The 17730-nt window shown below is 64.2% G+C and carries 20 protein-coding genes and 1 tRNA gene; 16 read left to right on the top strand and 5 right to left on the bottom strand.

Annotated features, from left to right (window positions below):
- Positions 1 to 122 precede the first annotated feature (122 nt).
- The 7 genes from NO366_RS13445 (at position 123) to NO366_RS13415 (ending at position 7150) form a co-directional block, all read left to right on the top strand.
- On the top strand, positions 123 to 1463 hold the full coding sequence (locus NO366_RS13445) for a glycoside hydrolase family 55 protein (protein WP_256531304.1): 1341 nt from the start codon (positions 123 to 125) through the stop codon (positions 1461 to 1463).
- Between the two features lie 73 nt (positions 1464 to 1536).
- On the top strand, positions 1537 to 1803 hold the full coding sequence (locus NO366_RS13440; RefSeq protein ID WP_256531303.1) for a hypothetical protein: 267 nt from the start codon (positions 1537 to 1539) through the stop codon (positions 1801 to 1803).
- 197 nt (positions 1804 to 2000) lie between these two features.
- Entirely contained in the window at positions 2001 to 2780 is a 780-nt protein-coding gene (locus NO366_RS13435; protein WP_256531302.1) for an ABC transporter ATP-binding protein, read from the top strand.
- A complete protein-coding gene (locus NO366_RS13430) occupies positions 2777 to 4387 on the top strand; it encodes a hypothetical protein (protein WP_256531301.1) in 1611 nt (536 codons plus the stop codon). The genes NO366_RS13435 and NO366_RS13430 overlap by 4 nt, the downstream gene beginning before the upstream one ends.
- 159 nt (positions 4388 to 4546) lie before the next feature.
- Positions 4547 to 5521: an SDR family NAD(P)-dependent oxidoreductase gene (locus NO366_RS13425; protein ID WP_256531300.1), complete on the top strand. Its 975-nt coding sequence runs from the start codon at positions 4547 to 4549 to the stop codon at positions 5519 to 5521.
- A 105-nt stretch (positions 5522 to 5626) separates the two neighbouring features.
- Positions 5627 to 6469, top strand: a complete 843-nt coding sequence (locus tag NO366_RS13420) for a hypothetical protein (protein WP_256531299.1) — start codon at positions 5627 to 5629, stop codon at positions 6467 to 6469.
- A 312-nt stretch (positions 6470 to 6781) separates the two neighbouring features.
- Positions 6782 to 7150, top strand: a complete 369-nt coding sequence (locus tag NO366_RS13415; RefSeq protein ID WP_256531298.1) for a rhodanese-like domain-containing protein — start codon at positions 6782 to 6784, stop codon at positions 7148 to 7150.
- 841 nt (positions 7151 to 7991) lie between these two features.
- Here NO366_RS13415 and NO366_RS13410 read toward each other — a convergent pair.
- The 4 genes from NO366_RS13410 to NO366_RS13395 all read right to left on the bottom strand — a co-directional run bounded on the left by NO366_RS13410 (position 7992) and on the right by NO366_RS13395 (position 11149).
- Positions 7992 to 9455: a glycoside hydrolase family 99-like domain-containing protein gene (locus tag NO366_RS13410; protein ID WP_256531297.1), complete on the bottom strand. Its 1464-nt coding sequence runs from the start codon at positions 9453 to 9455 to the stop codon at positions 7992 to 7994.
- 521 nt (positions 9456 to 9976) lie between these two features.
- Positions 9977 to 10051, bottom strand: a tRNA-Val gene (locus tag NO366_RS13405).
- Positions 10052 to 10109: 58 nt separating this feature from the next.
- Positions 10110 to 10646 carry a cob(I)yrinic acid a,c-diamide adenosyltransferase gene (locus NO366_RS13400; protein WP_256531296.1) on the bottom strand — a complete coding sequence of 179 codons (537 nt, stop codon included), beginning with the start codon at positions 10644 to 10646 and terminating at the stop codon, positions 10110 to 10112.
- Positions 10647 to 10876: 230 nt separating this feature from the next.
- On the bottom strand, positions 10877 to 11149 hold the full coding sequence (locus NO366_RS13395) for a hypothetical protein (RefSeq protein ID WP_256531295.1): 273 nt from the start codon (positions 11147 to 11149) through the stop codon (positions 10877 to 10879).
- An 89-nt stretch (positions 11150 to 11238) separates the two neighbouring features.
- Between NO366_RS13395 and NO366_RS13390 the strand changes: the two genes are divergently transcribed.
- A complete protein-coding gene (locus NO366_RS13390; RefSeq protein ID WP_256531294.1) occupies positions 11239 to 11403 on the top strand; it encodes a DUF7838 family putative zinc beta-ribbon protein in 165 nt (54 codons plus the stop codon).
- A gap of 49 nt (positions 11404 to 11452) precedes the next feature.
- Here NO366_RS13390 and NO366_RS13385 read toward each other — a convergent pair whose 3' ends face one another.
- A complete protein-coding gene (locus tag NO366_RS13385; RefSeq protein ID WP_256531293.1) occupies positions 11453 to 11749 on the bottom strand; it encodes a hypothetical protein in 297 nt (98 codons plus the stop codon).
- A 270-nt stretch (positions 11750 to 12019) separates the two neighbouring features.
- On the opposite strand from NO366_RS13385, the gene NO366_RS13380 reads away from it, so the two are divergent.
- The 8 genes from NO366_RS13380 (at position 12020) to NO366_RS13345 (ending at position 17725) form a co-directional block, all read left to right on the top strand.
- Entirely contained in the window at positions 12020 to 13828 is a 1809-nt protein-coding gene (locus tag NO366_RS13380) for an NAD(+)/NADH kinase (RefSeq protein ID WP_256531292.1), read from the top strand.
- Between the two features lie 76 nt (positions 13829 to 13904).
- A complete protein-coding gene (locus NO366_RS13375; protein WP_256531291.1) occupies positions 13905 to 14159 on the top strand; it encodes a hypothetical protein in 255 nt (84 codons plus the stop codon).
- 235 nt (positions 14160 to 14394) lie between these two features.
- A complete protein-coding gene (gene paaA / locus NO366_RS13370; RefSeq protein ID WP_256531290.1) occupies positions 14395 to 15336 on the top strand; it encodes a 1,2-phenylacetyl-CoA epoxidase subunit PaaA in 942 nt (313 codons plus the stop codon).
- A gap of 2 nt (positions 15337 to 15338) precedes the next feature.
- On the top strand, positions 15339 to 15662 hold the full coding sequence (gene paaB / locus NO366_RS13365; protein WP_256531289.1) for a 1,2-phenylacetyl-CoA epoxidase subunit PaaB: 324 nt from the start codon (positions 15339 to 15341) through the stop codon (positions 15660 to 15662).
- Positions 15662 to 16582 carry a 1,2-phenylacetyl-CoA epoxidase subunit PaaC gene (gene paaC / locus NO366_RS13360; protein WP_256531288.1) on the top strand — a complete coding sequence of 307 codons (921 nt, stop codon included), beginning with the start codon at positions 15662 to 15664 and terminating at the stop codon, positions 16580 to 16582. Before paaB ends, paaC begins: the two co-directional genes overlap by 1 nt.
- Before the next feature lie 74 nt (positions 16583 to 16656).
- Entirely contained in the window at positions 16657 to 17073 is a 417-nt protein-coding gene (paaD, locus tag NO366_RS13355; RefSeq protein ID WP_256531287.1) for a 1,2-phenylacetyl-CoA epoxidase subunit PaaD, read from the top strand.
- Positions 17074 to 17089: 16 nt separating this feature from the next.
- Complete coding sequence (gene paaE, locus NO366_RS13350; RefSeq protein ID WP_305880592.1) at positions 17090 to 17257, top strand: 1,2-phenylacetyl-CoA epoxidase subunit PaaE; 168 nt, start codon at positions 17090 to 17092, stop codon at positions 17255 to 17257.
- Positions 17258 to 17491: 234 nt separating this feature from the next.
- Positions 17492 to 17725, top strand: coding sequence for an Os1348 family NHLP clan protein (locus NO366_RS13345; protein WP_256531286.1), 234 nt, complete (start codon positions 17492 to 17494; stop codon positions 17723 to 17725).
- Positions 17726 to 17730: the final 5 nt, after the last annotated feature.

Below are 17730 nucleotides of genomic sequence, written 5' to 3'. Positions count from 1 at the left end.
AAGACTCATGACTCAATAGGGTTTCTTCCGCAATTCAGGTAGCATCCCGTCATGTAAATTGCCTAGTTCACAAACCGTTCTGCTTTCAGGAACTTCTTATTCAACCACCCGAATCCACCTATATGCCCCCCTCGTCCCACCGCCGAGCCCTCCTCGCGGCCGCGGCCTCCGGCACCACCCTCCTCGCCGGCTGTTCCTCACTGAACCCGTTCGCCGACGAGTCCACAGACGTCCGATCCATCGACGACATCACCGAGGACGACGGGCGAACAGCGTGGAACGTCGCCGCCTTCGGCATCGAGGGCGACGGTGAGACCGAAGTGGGCCAGGACGTCCACGACTTGCTCGCCCGGGTCGCCGAAGTGGGCGGCGGGGTCGTCCGCTTCCCACCGGGTCGGTACCTGTTCGAGCGGACACCGTTGATCGGCGACGATACGGCGATCGTGGGCGCAGGTCGGGCCACCGTCTTCGAAGGTCCCCGAACGGACGACGAGGTGGGCAACGCGCTCCTCTCGAATCGAGGCTACGACGAGCCGGGCTACGGCGGGGCGTCGAACTGGCGCGTCGCGAACGTGCGGCTCGACTCACCGCGATCGAACGGGATCGTTCCGGCCCACGCCGACGGCGTCCGTCTCGAGAACGTCCACGGCGACCGGATCTATCACCACCACGTCGACGTGGTCTCCTCGACCGGCGTCACCATCGACGGCTTCCGGGCCACCCGCGGCGGCGAGAGCGACTCCGACGCGCCCGTCCAGTTCGACACCCAGCCCGAGGGCACCGCGTGGAACGGCGTGCTGGACGGCGAGGCGACGAGCCTCGTCGCCGACAACGATACGCCGACGACGCGGTGTCGCCTGCGATACTTCGAGATCGACGCGGCCAACGAGCCCGACCACGGCGTCCACCTCCATCGAGGTCCCTTCGAGTCCATCGCCATCTCGGACGGGTCCGTCTCCGGTTGCGAGTACACCGCCATCCGCGCCGACCCCGACGAACCCATCTCCGACCTGCGCATCGCGAACGTCTCCTGTATCGACAACGCCCGCGGGATCACGCTCGGCCACGTCGAAGACGGCCGGCGCGGGCTCGCCATCGACGCCGTCACCATCAGGACCGACGCGAAGGACGTCGCGGGCGGTTCGGGTCTCTACGTCGCCGGCTTCGACGGCGCCACGATCACGAACCTCCGGGTCGAGGGCCCGTTCCAGAATTCGATCATCGTCGACGATACGGACGCCCTCACGATGACGTCGATCACCGCCAGCGGCGCCGACGATCAGGCCGTCCGCTTCCGGGAGAACGTCGACGCGACCCTGACCGCCGCCACGGCCGCGGATTGCGACGTCGGCATCTTCTCCGGGCCGGGGAGCACCGTCACCTACGGCGGCGTCACCGTCGAGAACGTGGGAACCCAGGTCGCGGACGGCCCCGGCGACGTTCGCCCCTGGACGGCGTCCTGACCGCAAACGCAGTATCTATCCGCCGGCCGAGGGGGATCAGTTTAGCCGATCGGTCACCTATCGGCTCCGTACGATGAGTGCCGTGACGACGGTCCGGGTTTCGAAGGACCAGGCTGGCCGGTTCACCGCGACGGACACCGAAACCGGCGATTCGGCTGACGGGGCAACGCAGGCCGACGCGCTGGCTACCCTCGCCGGCCGCAGAGCAACAGACGAAGACGATGCGAGTTCAGTCGCGGAATGTATCTCCCGAACGCAGGCGGTGCGACGACGATTCGAAGACGAGGGCGTGACCGAAGCCGACGTGGACGAGGCGATCGAATGGGCTCGATCCGAGTAGTGTACGATACCAACGTCTCCGTCTCTGGAATCGGATTCGGTGGCGTCCCCCTGCGTTATCTGCATCCCAAAATCGTGACTGCGGGCGACTGAGACCGGTAGGGCGTGTCGACCGACGAAACCCGACACCACGACCGAATCGATCCGGCCTCACGTCCGAAACTGGTATGTAGGGTCCCTAGAAAGTTCGATTAGTTCATGCCCGTCGAAGACGCAGCGAACCCCGCTATCGAAACGAGAGACCTCCGCAAGCGCTACGGTTCGGAGGTCGCGCTCGACGGCATCTCGCTCTCGATCCCGTCGGGGACGGTGTACGGCTTTCTCGGGCCGAACGGCGCGGGGAAGACGACCACGATGCGGCTGCTGACCGGACTCGCCCAGCCGTCGGGCGGTGGGGCTCGCGTCTGCGGGACGCCCGTTTCCGACCGGCGGGCGATGGCGTCGCTCGTGGGCTACCTGCCGGAGACGCCACCGCTGTACGAGGAGTTCAGCGCCCGCGAGCAACTGGAGTACGTCGCCGACCTCCGCGACGTGCCGACGGAGACGGCGGCCGAGCGCATCGACGAGCACCTCGATCGGTTCGACCTGACGGCGGACGCCGACAAGCGCATCGACGCCTACTCGAAGGGGATGCGACAGAAGACCGCGTTCATCCAGAGCGTCTTGCACGATCCCGACGTCCTCTTCCTTGACGAACCGACGGCCGGGCTCGATCCACGCGCCGCACGGCGCATCCGGGAATCCATCGTCGACCTCGCCGACGCGGGGACGACCGTCTTCCTCTCGACGCACATCCTCCCGGTCGTCGAAGCAGTCGCGGACGCGGTCGGCGTCCTGTTCGACGGGCGATTGGTCGCCGAGGGGACGCCAGCCGAAGTGACCGCTCGCGCGGAAACGGGCGACAGCAGTTCCCTCGAAGACGCCTTCCTCGCCGTCACGAGTGAGCGCGAACCGCAGGCGATCCCCGGTGGAGAATGAGCGCACGGCGACACCTCCGTGCCGGGCTCCGCATCGGACGCGCCGAGTACGTCCGCAGCGTTCGGCGATACGTCGGGGACGCCCGGCGGATCCTCGGCCTCGTGGTCGTCGCGCTGTGTTTTAGCTGGGTCCTGCTCTTCTCGATCCCGGCAGGCTTCGTCTTCGGCCGGACCGCGTCCGCCGTCGTCGAGAACCCGTTCTTCGGGCCCGCCGCGACCGCGATCCCGATCGGGCTGGTGCTGCTCGCGACCCTCCGGACGGTCGAACGCATCGGCTCCATCGACGCTGCGGACCTCGTCCTGCTGACGGTACACCCGCGAGCGATCGTGATCGGGCTCATCACCGCGGAGATCGCACGACTGGCGACGTGGTTCGGGCTTCCCGCGATCGCGGTCGTCGCGGCGTTCGCGCTCGGACTCGGTGCGCCGTGGCTGGTCGTGACGGGCGGCCTGGTCATGGTCCCACTCGTCTGCGTGACGGCGGTCTGGGGATACGCCGTCGGTATAGCGATCCTGCGCGCGTTGCGACGGGTCCCGCGCGCACGCCGCATCCTGCACGTCGGGTGGCTCCTCGCGGTGGTCGGCCTCGTCGTGGGCTCGCAGTTCCTCGCTCGATACCTCGTCGACGGCGGCGCACAGGTGCGATCGATCGCCTCGACCCTGGCACTCGCGCCGCTCGCCGACTACCTCGCCCTCGCGTTCGTCGGAACGCCGCTCGCACGACCGATGTCGATCGGTGCCGTCGGCGTCCTGTTCGCCCTGCTCGCGCTCACACCAGTCGGCCTCGCCGTCGCGACGCGACTGGCGGCCGGGCTCTGGTTCAGTGACGGGACGCGCGAGGGTGGGACGCGACAGACGAAGACGGTATCCGGCGGCTTTCGCCCGCCGCGGCCGTTCGCGTGGACGAAATCGGGGCGAATCGCGTGGGGCCAGCTCGTCCGCGCCGTCCGCCATCCACAGGATCTCAGCCACCTCGTCATGATCCTGTTCGTCGCCGCACCGCTCGCGCCGACCGTCGTCGGGACCTCCGGTGAACGGCTCGGGGTGCTCCTCGCCGGGACCGGCGTCGGTTTCGGGACGTACGTCGCCGGTGCGGCCTTCGGGTTGAATCCGCTCGGCGACGATCGACCGCAGGTGCCCCTGCTGGTGCTTTCCGGGACGGATCCACGAACGTTCGTCCGGGGCCGTCTGCTCGCGGGCCTGGCGATGGGCGCTCCGGTGGCGGTACTGGTTCCGCTCGCGACGGTTGCCATCGGGACGGACCCCCTGGACGGGCTCGCCTTCGCGGCCGTCGGAATCGGGACCTGCCTCGCCGCGGGCCAGTTCGCGCTCGGGATCGGGGCCGCGTACCCCATCTACGAAGAGCGGCAGTTCTGGGGGAGTGAGACGGTCGTCCCGTCGACGCTCGTGATGATGACGTACTCGTTCGTCGTCGGATCCGGAACCATGATCGCACTGTTCGTCACGTGGTTCGCGGTCACCGGACACCTGACCGCGACGGTCCTCGTCGCCGCAGGCCTCAGTGTGTACCTCCTGCTCACGGCAGGGATCTCCTACGGCTCGTACCGGTACGCGATCCGACGCTACCGGCGCTACACGGTGGATTGAAACCGCCGGTCAATCCGGTAACGGGGCTGTGCGACTGCACACAGTTCAGGGCCGCCCGGCTCGACTGGGGCCGACGTGGCCACGGTGAGTCGAGTTCGAACGTGCTGTCGGCCGTGCTCCGCGGAACAGCTTTCCGATCGGCTGACCGACACACCCTGTATGACCGACGCCACACCTGGTGTGACGGACGACACGCCCGACCGGGACGCGCCGACGGTCCTGATCACGGGTGCGACGACCGGTATCGGCGCCAATGCTGCGAGACGCCTCGCCGATCGCGGCTGGGACGTCGTCGTCCACGGGCGCAACCGCGAGCGCGGCGACGCACTCGTCGACGACGTCCGGAACGCCGGAAACCAGGCTACGTTCGTCCGCGCCGATTTCGCAGACCCGGACGGCGTCACCGCGCTGGCCGACGCGGTCCGCGACCATACCGAGACGCTCGACGCGCTCGTCCTCAACGCCGCTCTCAGTCGATCCGAGTGCGCCGAAGGCTGGGACGGGGTGGAGCTGACCTTCGCCGTCAACCAGCTCGCCCCGTACCTCCTCGCACACGACCTGATTGACCTCGTCAGGGCCGCGCCGGACGGCCGGATCGTCGTCACCTCCTCCGCCATACACACCCGAGGCGGGTTGCCGATCGCGACCGCGTCGTCTACCGACTCGCGATCCGCGGACCGGTCACCCGACGGACCCGGGGCTACCGGGCCCGATCCCGCGCTCGACGTCTCACGACTCGCCTGTACCGACGACTACGAGGCGTTCGACGCGTACGCCAGGTCGAAACTCGCGAACCTCTGCTTCGCGGTCGAACTCGCAGACCGCGTCGCCGACGTGGCCGTCAACGCGTTCCACCCGGGCTTCGTCCCTGGAAGCGATCTCTACCGGGACGTCGCCCTCCCGATCCGGGCGGTCATCACGCTCACGGACCTGCTCCCGTTCGTGGGTACCAGCGTCGCGGATGGCGCTGATCCCATCGTCCACCTCGTCGACGACATGGTCGACGCGTCCGGGACCTACTTCGACGGCATAGAGCCGACGGATTCGGACCCGCGCGTCCACGATTCGGACCGGCGGCTCGCCCTCTGGAACACCTGCGCGGCGCTCACCGGCGTCGACCCCAATTGGCCCTGACGGTCTCGGGCGTCGACTCCGACGGCGTGAGCGGCCAGTGACCCGCACGCTACGCAGACGCGTCCACCGGTACGTTCATACCGTCCGCGCGAGCGAACACTCCGTATGACCGGCCGGTTCGCCCTCGACATCGAGACCGTAAGTCCGACGCTCGATCCCTACGAGCGACCGCCCGATTTCGAGGACTCGTCGTACTTCGAGTTGCTCGCCGTCTGCCTCGCGTACGAGGTGCCAGACGGAGAACGGGAGGTGACGGTACTGTTTCGCGACGGGACCGATCCGTCGTCCGAACTCTCCCTCGTCGAACGAACCTGCGACTGGATCGAGAGTCGGGTCGAACGCGGCAATGGGCCCGTTCTCTGTCTGACCTACGGTGGCGACGGGTTCGACCTGCCGCACCTCCGCGGGCGCGTCAACGCCGCTATCGAAGCGGACGACGACCTGACAGGCGACTCCGACCGACCCGATGGCTCGTACCCGGCCGGCGACGCCGGTCCGACAGACGATTACGGCTCGACAGCCGACCGGTTCGATCGACTCTTCGACACCAGCCTCACCCACGTCGATCTCCAGCCGGAGGTCTGGGACGCCTTCGGCGAGTACACGACGCTCGAAGACGCGTGCGAGGAGATCGGTATCGAGATCGAGGGGACCGACTGGGCGTCGTTCGACCACGGCGTCGACCTCGACGCCGATCGGCCGACGGCCATCCACGGGGTGGCTACCCTCACTAATCGGGACGTACCCGTCCTGGGCGAACGCTATCTTGACCTGGCCGCCGTCGGTGCGACGGACACGCTCACCTGCAGGGCCCTCCGAGAGATACTCGACGAGTACGGTCGCGAGGACGTCGCCCACCTGTTCGACCTGGCCGACGCCCGGCCGTTCGAAGCCGAACGCACGACGGTCACCCACGACCGGCAGGCTCCTGATGATAGTTCGGACTAGAACCGGAACACTCGGAGTGGGTGGACGCCGAGTTCATCGGCGCAGAAAACGCTCCATGACAGCGACCGGCAAGAGCACTCGAACGGTTGCCGTTCGCCACGGACGACGACCTGTTCGTCCAGGGTTACACGGCCGAGATATTCGAGGGTCGGTGGCTCACACCGAACCCAGCGATCCTACGGAACGTCACCGATCAGATCACGGAGATACCGGCGAGCAGACGGGAGTCATCGGGCCGTCGCACACCACGTTCCGATGGACTGGCGAAGACGAACCATCACGGTTTTGGGCACACAATGCAATAGTGTTACCATGACACGGATCCGTCCCGCAGAACTCGACGAGCGGTTGGATTCTGGGGCCCCGCCGTTCGTCCTCGACATCCGTCCGAGACCGGACTTCCAGAAGACGGCGATCGAGAACAGTCAGAACGTCCCCGTCTACTCCGACCTCCAGTCTGGAAACGAGTCGCCGTTGCGCGACCGACTCGACGAGATCCCCCGGGATCGGGACGTGGTCGTCGTCTGTAAGCTAGGAATGGTGGCCAAGCGGGCGACGACGGTCCTGGACGAGGAGGGGTACGACGCCGCGACGCTGCTCGGCGGAATCAGCGGCTGGAACGGCTATCAGGCGGGGTCACTGGGGTACAAACTCCGGTCGCTCCGCTGGAAATATCTCTAGCCCGACGCAGACTAGTCACTCCGTTCCTCGTTGGTGCGTCGGAGAAGTGGGTTGGGGCGAAATCAACGGCATCGGTCAGGTACCGCTATTCTCGTAGAACGCCGACTCAAGAGACGTGTCTCGGCAGTTTCTGGGTCGGCAGTTCCGAACCTATATCCGAACGTGGATGTCCAATGTTTGATCTCCGGAAAGATACGTTCGACAGCGGTGCGATTCCAGTGTCGGTCTCCCATCGTGTGCGACGAGATCCGACGAGTTGTCGCTGGTAAGGTGTAAATCGCCCGTCTGAGCCAGGTTGTGACTAATCGATCCAACACGTTGAACACCGAAGTTCTCAAGGATACGAACCGCATCTCCCTGCGACAACTCACGCAAATGCAGATGGATATTGCGGCGCAGCCGCTCGCGCGGTGGGATTCCTCACTCCACAGAGCTGACTGAACGTAGACCCTAGAGCCGGTAGGGTGGGTAGTTTTCGACACGGACACCGAATCCGCCACGGGCTCGGTCCTCTTACCGCTACTCTGAACGGCGCCTGCGCGGACACACCTGGGTTCGTGGCGCTGAAATGCCAGCGTCGCGTGCTGATGTCGTCTTTCGCTATCGACAGTCACCGGACGTCGATCTCGGCACGCGTTGCTGACGGTGTCGCTCGCGATCAGCCATCAGCCCAGACACATCCGTCGCCTGCTGCTATTGAGTGCCAGTATGACGGTCACCCGGGGAGATAGAGCGCACCCATCGGAAGAATGCAGTGGACCCAGGCGACGGACGCAAGAGTGACAGACCCAGACTGGTTCGATATCCTCGATAGCTATCCCGGCCCTATACCACCCAAATACTATGGAATCGTATATGTTTGGTCACTCGCCCCGAGAGGTACCGAACCGAGAGTGTTCCCATCGACGTCGACAGTCGCCTGAATAGTGTCCTGGATAGCGCGACCCGTGAGTCCGAGCGTGGTCACTCCTGAGGCGGGAACTAGAAGTTCCGTTTTTGCAGTGGTACCTCCCAGCCATCGATACGTCGAAACCGAATCTGATTCGTTACTATAGACACCCGAGAGAGCGATGTAGGACTCAGTACTGGATCCAACGTTCAAATCAACGGTTCCGTCATCGGCACTCAGCTCTATATTCCTACACAAAAAGGCCAATTCGCGGCTGTCCTGCGAATTCGGCATCACTGTTTTGTCAAACGTTATAGTTATCGTTGTATAGTCGGTTACTCCCGATGGGACGTCGCCCTGGGTCGTGAGTTCTTCACCGACGATCTGGAGAAACGTGTTCCCCTCTGTAACACTCGGTTCGATAACAGAATGTTCGGGCCACTCGTTGAACGAGGTAACGACGACTGCATTCCGCGTCCCAAATCCATTGAGTGTCTTACACTCTTTTCTAAACGCGTCCGGATCACGATCGAGGAAGGTAGAAAAGTGACCGCCACCTATCTCGGTTGTTCGTGCCGACGTGTTGTATCCAGGTGTCACAGAGGGTATAAACTCGACATCGAAATGGTCCGCTGCGACACGCCATCGACGGTGTCGGTCAATGATATACTCTCGATAATTCTCCATGTATTCTCGATCTGGGTAGATTCCATGATAGTCGAGAATCGCATCGTACAGTTCGTGTTTAGTATCCATTGCCGCGGGTTGTGCGTAATATTTCGGCCCACCGATGACGTAGGGGTCAACCCCTACCTCGTCAAATACCTCCTCGAAGACGCCCGAAACATCACCTACGTAGGCCTCGGAATCCCAAAAGTAGAGTGTGGGTCTCCCATCGAAGTGGAGATAATTGGGGTCAGTTGCAAAATCGTCCTTCCAGTGGCTCATAAAAGTACGCAGACTCGTCCGGATATCCGGATCGCCGACATCGTATTTCGATCTCTCATTCTGCTGGGAGGGAACGAAACCGGTCAACATCGTAAAAGACATGTGCTCCGCCAGATCTGCTTCGAGAATCCCTTCGGTGATCGCCTCGTACGTTGCTGTGTTTCGACCACCGACTGTAATGATCCACCAGTTAATCCCGTGTTCGAGACTCCAGCGCATATGTTGGTCGATTACATCAGGGTCCTGTGAATCGTATGCGCCCAACGCTGGCTCACCAGGCGTCTGCGAAAGCCATCCGTCGGAATGCGTCCCTCCGAACCCTTGGGCAGCGAAGCCGTCCTCTCCCCTGTACCAGGCATAATACTGAGCGCCGACCAGCCCATCGTGTTCCAGAATATCAACAGAACGCTGCTCGTCACCTTCAGAGTGAGTATCGGGTGTGTCGTGTTCGGACCGATCCCCGTCCATAGGTGTATCTGATAGTGACGTATCTCCTTCCCCATTCCTTTCGGAACAGCCAGCCAGTCCAGCTATACCGACAGAACCCAATTGGATCAGTCTCCGACGACGAATCCGTTTTGACATAATCACTTGTCTCGAATGAGAACGGATAAACGTGTACGTTGAAGTGGTACATATTCTCGCTAAACCGCGGTCAGTGTGAAGAGCTGAAGGCGATACGCCGGCCAGCGGGACGGTAGTACCGATGCGTCAACGACGCAGTAAATACCACGGGTGTCGGTGAGCCGTATCCGTCATTGCGCACGATTGAGCAACAGTACGACGACTGTGTAGAACCCGATATCGAGACCTTCGGCGGGGCGACTCGATCATCGACTCTCAGACAGTAATGGGTTGGGCGGAGTTAAACCGGACGAAGACGGTCGCCTCACTTCGTTCGGCGCTGCGACATCCAAGGTTCGAATCGTAGTCAATCACTTCTCCGACACAGACTCGTCACTCCGTTCCTCGTTGGTGCGTCGGAGAAGTGGGTTGGGGCAGATTCGAACTGCCGACTTCCTCCGTGTGAAGGAGGTATCATAACCGGACTAGATCACCAACCCGGTACCTGAGTGTACCGAACGCCGGCCCTTATACGTGTCGTTAGATTCCAGGGTGGAGTCAGTACTCGGGCGCGTCCTCGATTTCCCCGTCGCGGTGGTTCACGACACGCGCGAGGGTGAACAGGCCGTCCGAGAGTCGGTTCAGGTACTGGACGGCGGCTGCGTTGACCGATTCGTCTTCGGTCCAGAGTGCAACGGCGCGCCGCTCCGCGCGGCGGCTGACGGCTCGGGCGTGGTGTAACGCGGCGCCGCTGTCGCTTCCGGTCGGGAGGATGAACGACGTCAGCGGTTCGAGTTCCTCGTCGTACTCGTCGATCCACGTCTCGATCAGTTCGACGTGTTCTTCTTCGACCTGCGGATCCTCCTCGTCGGGGTCCGGATTCGCGAAGTCCGCCTGGACGACGTGTAAGTGATTCTGCACGGTGGCGAGTTTGTCGTCGATATCGTCCTGACCGGTCGGGCGAATCGTCCCCAGCAGGGCGTTCAGTTCGTCGACGGTGCCGTAGGCTTCGATCCGTTCACTCGCCTTGGAGACGCGGGACATGTCCCGTAGATCCGTCTTCCCCTCGTCGCCGCGACCGGTGTAGATGGGCATACCCGAGCCATGGCCGCGCCCGCTATTAAGTCCGGGTCACCGAACCCACCTGGCCGGGACCGAGCGAAACCCCCGTACGTCCGTCCAAGAACCACTCCTCGATGACCTCCAGTCGTGGGCAGCCCCGCTCCGATACGGAGTCTCGTTCGCCGTCGGTGCGACTAACCGACGCCCCGACCGCCGTCGACACAGCCAGATCGCCGTCCGAGCCGGAAGCGGTGCGAGACACCTCAGGTAAGCGCCGCGAGGATCGCTTCGAGTTCGGTCTTGCGGAGCGGACGGTCGGCCTCAGCAGGATCGTCGGTATCCAGTTCGTCGAGCGTCCACAAGATTCCGGCGCGCATCTCCGACGTGGCGGGGCGGCCGTCACTCTCGAGTCGGTAGTCGACGGCCTCACAGATCGCAGCGAGGGCCTCCTTGGTGAAGGCCGTCGATTCGATCCGATCGTGTCTCCCGACGGCCAGACGGATCTCGTTTCGCAGTTCGTCGACGGTTGTGCTCATATACATCCGAACGTCCCGACGGGTCGTCTAGGTTCCGACCTGCCGGAGAAACCAGTACACTCAATTTGATACGGAAACGAACGTCTCGCATGAGCCTCGAACTCGAACACGAGTGTCCCGACTGTGGCGACGAGAAGGTCTTCTACCGCGCCGCGAGCACGCTTGTCCACTTGGGCGAGAAGGTCAAGTGGCACTGCCCCGACTGTGACTACGGCTTCGTCAAGATCGACGGCATCGACTCCAGCGCGGCCTGATAGGACACGCCACCCACCGTCCGACACGCACACTCACCGATTGGTTCGATCAATTCCCGGTCTCCTGCGACTCGTGGTCCGCGATCTCGTCTGCGAGTTGGCTCCCCCGCACGATGACGTACAGGAGGACGACGAACCCGCCGAGGACGAGAACGAACCGCCCCGCGACGACGAGGAGGAACTCGAACAGTCCCAGGGACGTGGTGAGGGTCGCCAGAGCGAAGAAGACGAGTCCGACGAGGAGGAACGAACCCATCAGTTTCGCGATCGGGATCGTCTCGACGAGTATTCGATCGACGTCCAGTTCACCGTCGCGTCCGTCGATAAATGGCCGAGGGTCGGTCACGGAACGAACTCGACCGGGCTGGTACATCTGTATACCGAAACGTGAGAGCACCGTGGCGAAACCGACCCCATCTTCGTTCCGAGACCAAATCGACCGTCGCACCGATAGCTGATCGGCCCCAACCCGGCGACCATCGCCCGTAGAGAGACACTGTAGTAATCGACGGTCTCGAGTCGAATCGACGTCGGCAGTCGGATCGACGTCGGCAGTCAGGTCCCGGTGAGCGACCGTGCGACAGTAATTTACCCGTCACGCCCGACACCTCGCACGATGCAGGGACGACGGCTGGCGACGACGGACGAGGTGATCGCGATCGTCAGCCCCGACGCGGGGGGCGCGCTCGGGCGGCTGGAGACGTGGTGTACCGATCGCGGAATCGGCCTCTCGACGGTCGACGTGGGTGACGACATCGCGGCCGTCTACGACGAGAATCGCGCCACCCTCGGAGTCACGCTCGGCGGCGACGGCACCTTCCTGGAGGGTATCAAGACGTTCGCCCCGCGGAACGTACCGATGCTCGGGATCGACCTGGGGACGCTCTCGTTTCTCGCCAGGGTCGACCCCGACGACATGGAGGCCGCGCTCGACGAGGCGATCCAGGGACGATCCCGGGTCGACAGCCGCCAGCAGCTCGCCATCGAGGCGCCGGGAATCGACACCACCGGGATCAACGACGTGATGCTAGAGCACGTCCCGCCCGAGAGTCCGATCGGACGGAAAGTCACCACACTCGACGTCGCGGTCGACGACGAGTACGTCGGCGAATTCGAGGGGACGGGACTGGCGGTGTCGACGCCAACGGGTTCGACCGGCGTCTCGCTCTCGGCTAACGGGCCGCTTCACTATCCGGCGAACAACTACGCGTTGCAACTGATTCCGCTCCAGACCCACGCACTCGGTGTCCGACCGATCGTCTGTGCCCCGACGGCCGAGATTCACGTCCAGCCGGCCGGCGAGACCAGCCTCACCGTCGACGGCGGTCGCGAACACACGGTCCTCGAACCGACCGACGACGTCCTGATTACGGGCGCCGAGACGCGCGCACACATCGTCCGAACCTCGTACGGCTACGGCTTCTTCACGGCGATCACGAAGAAACTCGGCTGGTCGATCCGCGAACCGGAGGCCGATCCCCCAGCTGGGTTCAGCCGCCTCGGCGAGACACGCCCGGAGTCCATCCTAGAGCGAGCGCGCCGCATCGCGATCGAGGCCGCACACAGCGCCGCCGAACCGCTCCGTGAACTGCACGGCCGTGTCGAAGACATCACGTACAAATCCGACAAGTCCGACATCGTCACCGAGGCCGACCACCAGGCCAACCGGATCATCTCGACCGTCATCGCCAACGAGTTCCCCGACCACGCCATCGTCTCCGAGGAGAGTCGCGGGGGTTCCGGAGCGGACGAATGGGCCGCTGTTCGACCCGCCGGCGACGCGAACGTCCCCGACGGGGCAACGCCAGACACGGAGCGCCGACTGAAGGGTACCGAAGCGCCGGTACCTGATGACGCGACGCCGAGCGAACCGAGCTACACCTGGGTCGTCGACCCGTTCGACGGGACGGGTAACTTCGCTCACGGCAACCCGAACTACGCCGTCTCGATCGCCCTCGTGTCCGACGAGGAACCCGTCCTCGGCGTCGTCCACGTGCCCGAAACGGACGAGACGTTCAGCGCCATCGCGGGCGAAGGCGCCTACGCTGACGGCACGCCGCTTGGAACGACCGACCGGTCCAAACTCGACGAGAGTATGCTCCTGTCGGGCTACGACCCCGACGGGTCGTTCCTGACGCGGTTCTACCAGGAAGCCCGCGGCGTCCGTCGCCTCGGCTGCGCCGCGTTGCACCTGTGTTACTTGGCGAGCGGGAGCGCAGACGCCATCTGGGAGTACGACACCTACCCCTGGGACGTCGCCGCGGGCATCGTCATCGCCCACGAAGCGGGTGCGACTATCACCGACGCGGACGGCAGCGAGTATCCCTTCGCGGTAGAACGCGACGGCCGGGCACCCCTCCTGGGGTCGAACGGCCTGCTCCACGACCGCTTGCTCGACCACCTGGACGGCGCGCCCGGCGACTAGCAGTGAGGTTCGTCGAACGAACGCGTCGCTCCGACGGGTCCGACGATTTATTATCTGTCAGAACTCACTGGCATGTATGGATGAATCGGCGTCTGGCGACGGAACGGACGGTGACACGAATCCGTCCATCGATGCGGTCAGACGAGCGACGACCGCGGGGGTGCTTGACGCCGTCGGTACCGTCTGGCTCCTCGTGCTCTCGCTAGTCTTTCTCGCGGCCGGATCCCGCGGCCTCCTCGTCGCGTCGACCGCGCCGGGGTACGCTCTCTCGATCGGAATCGTCGCCGGAAGCGTCGCGCTGGCACTGTACGCCTTCGACGTCGTCCCCTGACGGGTCGATCGAGGAGCGTCGGCCACCGATCGCGGAACGGGACACAGTGGTCGACGCGTTCGGTTTGGTGGTCGAACGCTGACGTCGGGAGATTCGAACGCCGACGATGAAACGATCGAACGTCGATGGGGTGACGTTGCTGACGTCTAACGCGACCGCCGTTCACTCGGTATTTAAAACCCGTGTATGAACGGGGTAATCACTTACAGGGTGGCACCGGTATCCACACCTAGCAATGGACGTCGAAACCGTCAAAGAGCGGGCGGCGCCGCGGGCGTTCTCGCCCGCCGACGACATGCCCGAGGAGTACCGGAAGGCGGCGACGCGGATGATCCAGTTCCACGCCAACAGCGAGATCATGGGGGCGTACCTGGAGAAGCCGTTCATCCGCCAGGCACCGTCGATCGATCGCAAACTGGCCTTCTCCGCGAAGGTCCAGGACGAGATCGGCCACGGCCAGTTGCTCTACCGGGCTGCGGAGTCGCTCGGTATCAAGACACGCGAGGAGATGTTAGACGAACTCGAGAACGGTGAGGGCAAGTTCCTCAACTGTTTCCACTACCCGATGGAGTCGTGGGCGGAGGTGCCGATGATCGCCTTCTTCGTCGACGGGGCGGCCATGCGCCGGCAGGCGACGCTCAAGTCCTCGAGCTGGGAACCGTACGCACACGCGATGGACAAGGTGTGCTTCGAGGAGGGCTTTCACGTCAAACACGGTGAAGATATCATGGCCCGGATGGCCACCGGCTCACGGAAGGAACAGCAGATGCTGCAGGACGCCTTCGACGAGTGGTGGCCACGCATCATCCAGTTCTTCGGCCCGACCGACGACAAGTCCACCCACCACGACTTCTCCGCGGAAGTCGGCTTGAAGCAGAAGACCAACGACGAGCTTCGCAACGCCTTCCTCGACGCCTACGTCCCGAAAGCGAAGTCCTACGGCCTGGAGATCCCGGAGTACCCGCGGATTCGCGAACTCGGCGACGGCAAGTACGACGTCGAGGAGGACGATCTGGACTGGGACGAGTTCTTCACCGTCTCGAAGAACGAGTTCGAGCCCGGCAAGGGCCAGATCGACTCGCGCAAGGCCGCCCAGGAGGCCGTCGACTGGGTCCGAGACACGATCGAGGGCGACGCAAACCTGCCCGGGAGCCAGGCTGCCCCGGCGGCCGACTGACCATGATCTGGGAAGTCTTCCGCCAGGAGAAGCCCGGCGACTACCACACCCACTGCGGCAACGTTCACGCGCCCGACCGCGAGATGGCCAAGCAGTTCGCGGTCATCCAGCACGGGCGTCGCAAGCCGACCGAGAGTCTCTGGGTCGTCCCGCAGGACGAGGTCGGCGAGGTCGACGCCGAGGAGGTCGCCTTCGGCGGCACGACCGACAAGTCTTACCGCTGGGCGATGGCCTACACCTCCAGTACGGAACACGCCAAGGAGGTCATCGCCTCCCAGGAAGAACAGGAGCAGGCCGAAGCCGACCGACAGCGAGGTGACGACTGATGGCAGCCACCGAGATCGAACTCACGCCGGACCAGCGTCTCGCACTCGAAACCGAACTGCGCGCACTCGCCGACGACGAGTTCGTCCTCGCCGAACGATACGTAGAGTGGCAGGTCCACGCCCCGACGCTCGAATCCGACCTCGCACTCGCGAACATCGCCCAGGACGAACTGGGACACGCCCGCCTCTGGTACGATCTGCTAGAGGAACTGGGCTACGACGAGACCGACCTCCTCTGGGAACGCGCCCCCGAGACCTTTCGGCACGCGACGCTGGCGGAACTCCCGTTCCCGGAGGGGGAGTGGGCCGACGCGATCGTTCGCTCGTACCTGTTCGACGTGGCCGAGGAGCTCCGCCTCGAGGCCCTCGCGGAGTCGGCCTATCCGGCTATCGCGGACCGCGTAGGCAAGATCCAGCGCGAGGAGGACTACCACGTCGAGCACGCCGAGAACTGGCTCGAACGGCTGGCCGATGGGGACGACGGCTCCGACCACCTCCAGGACGCCGTCGACCGACTCTTCCCGCACGCGCTGGCCATCTTCGTCCCGGCCGAGCCCGTCCCGTTCGGAGCCGAGACGGTCAGCGCGGACGGCTCGGGAGCCGAACCCTACACCGACGGAGACGCGCTCCCCGACGCCGCGACCGTCGAAGAAACGATCGTCGAGGAGGGCTACCGGACCGAGACGCTCGCCACGCTCGGGGAGCGCTGGCTCGATCGCGTCGTCCCGACGCTCGAATCGTACGGCCTGCGAACGCCAGTGCCGGCCGACGGCGACATCACGGACGAGCTCGTCCCAGCCGCGTGCGGTCGAAACGGACGTCACACCGACGACTGGGACGCACTCTACGACGACTTCACGCACACGTATCGCGAACTCGGCCGTGACGAGGCGACGCTGATCATGGACCGGCCCGAGTGACCTGGGCCCACGCGAACAGACACACGCGAGACGAAACAGACACACGCGAGCTGATCACCACACCTATCCACACGATGCCATCCGAAACACAACCAGAGACCGACGCCACACCCTGTGCGTACACCGAGTACCGCGAGGGGCCGGTCGTCGACGACCTGCCCGCGACCGGCGCGGGCGCCACGGGGACCGAGGCGGAAGTCTGGGACGCCCTCTACGCGGTCGAAGACCCGGAGATGCCCGTCAGCATCGTCGATCTGGGTCTCATCTACGACGTCGGCGTCGACGACGGGCTCGCGCGCGTCGACATGACCCTGACGTACAGCGGCTGTCCGGCCCGCGATATGCTCCAGACCGACGTTCGCGAGGCAGTCGCAGCCGTCGACGGCGTCGACGACGTCGACATCAACCTCGTCTGGAGCCCCGAATGGTCGGTCGGACTCGTCACCGAGGCCGGCAAGGCGGATCTTCGGGAGTTCGGGCTGAGCATCTGACACCACCGATAATCCTATGAGACGATTCGATCCGAGTGTGACGACGAGCGGGGACGAGTCGGGCGCCGAGTGCCCCTACTGCGGTTCGACGGAGACCGAGCGCGAGCACCCGAAAGGGCCGTCGCTCTGTCGCTCGATGCACTTCTGTACCGCGTGCGAGCAGCCGTTCGAGAAGTTCGAGTAAGCGTAGAGTGGGCTGTATCGTAGAATATCGGAGTCAGGCTCGCCCACCAGGGCGGAACTCTCACCTTGGTTCAGGTAGCGGCCGTCTCGATGCGGTCCGGTTTTCGACCACGGAGGACGGTTCGTCCGGTCGTGGATATCGGGATTGCCCGTGCGCCGAGACCGTATCGAGTCCGTCGAATGCTTGTCCACTGACGAAATCTATAAGTGATCGTTTATGGAAATCGCTGTTGCAATGTCCGCGACTGCCACGGCCCAAGACGCCGTCTACCAAACGTTGACCGACGAATCGTATTTGAACGCGTTCCAGACCGACCCCGAGGCTGCACTCGAGGGGTACGACCTCACAGCGGAGGAAACAGAGGCGCTTACGAGCGGCGACGACCTCACCGTGAAGACCGTCGCAGGCGACGAGGGTGACGTCAACCGAGCCGACGTCTCAGTGACGATCATCGTTCGGATTCGCTAACCTCG

It is taken from the genome of Halovivax cerinus, from assembly GCF_024498195.1.
GTDB lineage: Archaea > Halobacteriota > Halobacteria > Halobacteriales > Natrialbaceae > Halovivax > Halovivax cerinus.
Note: the sequence above shows the minus strand (reverse complement) of the source record. Positions and strands in the feature narration are given on the sequence as shown.

What these genes read in the sequence shown, in the direction of transcription:
- NO366_RS13445 (WP_256531304.1), top strand. Translation starts at nt 123, where the DNA reads ATGCCCCCCTCGTCCCACCGCCGAGCCCTCCTCGCGGCCGCGGCCTCC.
- NO366_RS13440 (WP_256531303.1), top strand. Translation starts at nt 1,537, where the DNA reads ATGAGTGCCGTGACGACGGTCCGGGTTTCGAAGGACCAGGCTGGCCGG.
- NO366_RS13435 (WP_256531302.1), top strand. Translation starts at nt 2,001, where the DNA reads ATGCCCGTCGAAGACGCAGCGAACCCCGCTATCGAAACGAGAGACCTC.
- NO366_RS13430 (WP_256531301.1), top strand. Translation starts at nt 2,777, where the DNA reads ATGAGCGCACGGCGACACCTCCGTGCCGGGCTCCGCATCGGACGCGCC.
- NO366_RS13425 (WP_256531300.1), top strand. Translation starts at nt 4,547, where the DNA reads ATGACCGACGCCACACCTGGTGTGACGGACGACACGCCCGACCGGGAC.
- NO366_RS13420 (WP_256531299.1), top strand. Translation starts at nt 5,627, where the DNA reads ATGACCGGCCGGTTCGCCCTCGACATCGAGACCGTAAGTCCGACGCTC.
- NO366_RS13415 (WP_256531298.1), top strand. Translation starts at nt 6,782, where the DNA reads ATGACACGGATCCGTCCCGCAGAACTCGACGAGCGGTTGGATTCTGGG.
- NO366_RS13410 (WP_256531297.1), bottom strand. Translation starts at nt 9,455, where the DNA reads ATGGACGGGGATCGGTCCGAACACGACACACCCGATACTCACTCTGAA.
- NO366_RS13400 (WP_256531296.1), bottom strand. Translation starts at nt 10,646, where the DNA reads ATGCCCATCTACACCGGTCGCGGCGACGAGGGGAAGACGGATCTACGG.
- NO366_RS13395 (WP_256531295.1), bottom strand. Translation starts at nt 11,149, where the DNA reads ATGAGCACAACCGTCGACGAACTGCGAAACGAGATCCGTCTGGCCGTC.
- NO366_RS13390 (WP_256531294.1), top strand. Translation starts at nt 11,239, where the DNA reads ATGAGCCTCGAACTCGAACACGAGTGTCCCGACTGTGGCGACGAGAAG.
- NO366_RS13380 (WP_256531292.1), top strand. Translation starts at nt 12,020, where the DNA reads ATGCAGGGACGACGGCTGGCGACGACGGACGAGGTGATCGCGATCGTC.
- NO366_RS13375 (WP_256531291.1), top strand. Translation starts at nt 13,905, where the DNA reads ATGGATGAATCGGCGTCTGGCGACGGAACGGACGGTGACACGAATCCG.
- paaA (WP_256531290.1), top strand. Translation starts at nt 14,395, where the DNA reads ATGGACGTCGAAACCGTCAAAGAGCGGGCGGCGCCGCGGGCGTTCTCG.
- paaB (WP_256531289.1), top strand. Translation starts at nt 15,339, where the DNA reads ATGATCTGGGAAGTCTTCCGCCAGGAGAAGCCCGGCGACTACCACACC.
- paaC (WP_256531288.1), top strand. Translation starts at nt 15,662, where the DNA reads ATGGCAGCCACCGAGATCGAACTCACGCCGGACCAGCGTCTCGCACTC.
- paaD (WP_256531287.1), top strand. Translation starts at nt 16,657, where the DNA reads ATGCCATCCGAAACACAACCAGAGACCGACGCCACACCCTGTGCGTAC.
- paaE (WP_305880592.1), top strand. Translation starts at nt 17,090, where the DNA reads ATGAGACGATTCGATCCGAGTGTGACGACGAGCGGGGACGAGTCGGGC.
- NO366_RS13345 (WP_256531286.1), top strand. Translation starts at nt 17,492, where the DNA reads ATGTCCGCGACTGCCACGGCCCAAGACGCCGTCTACCAAACGTTGACC.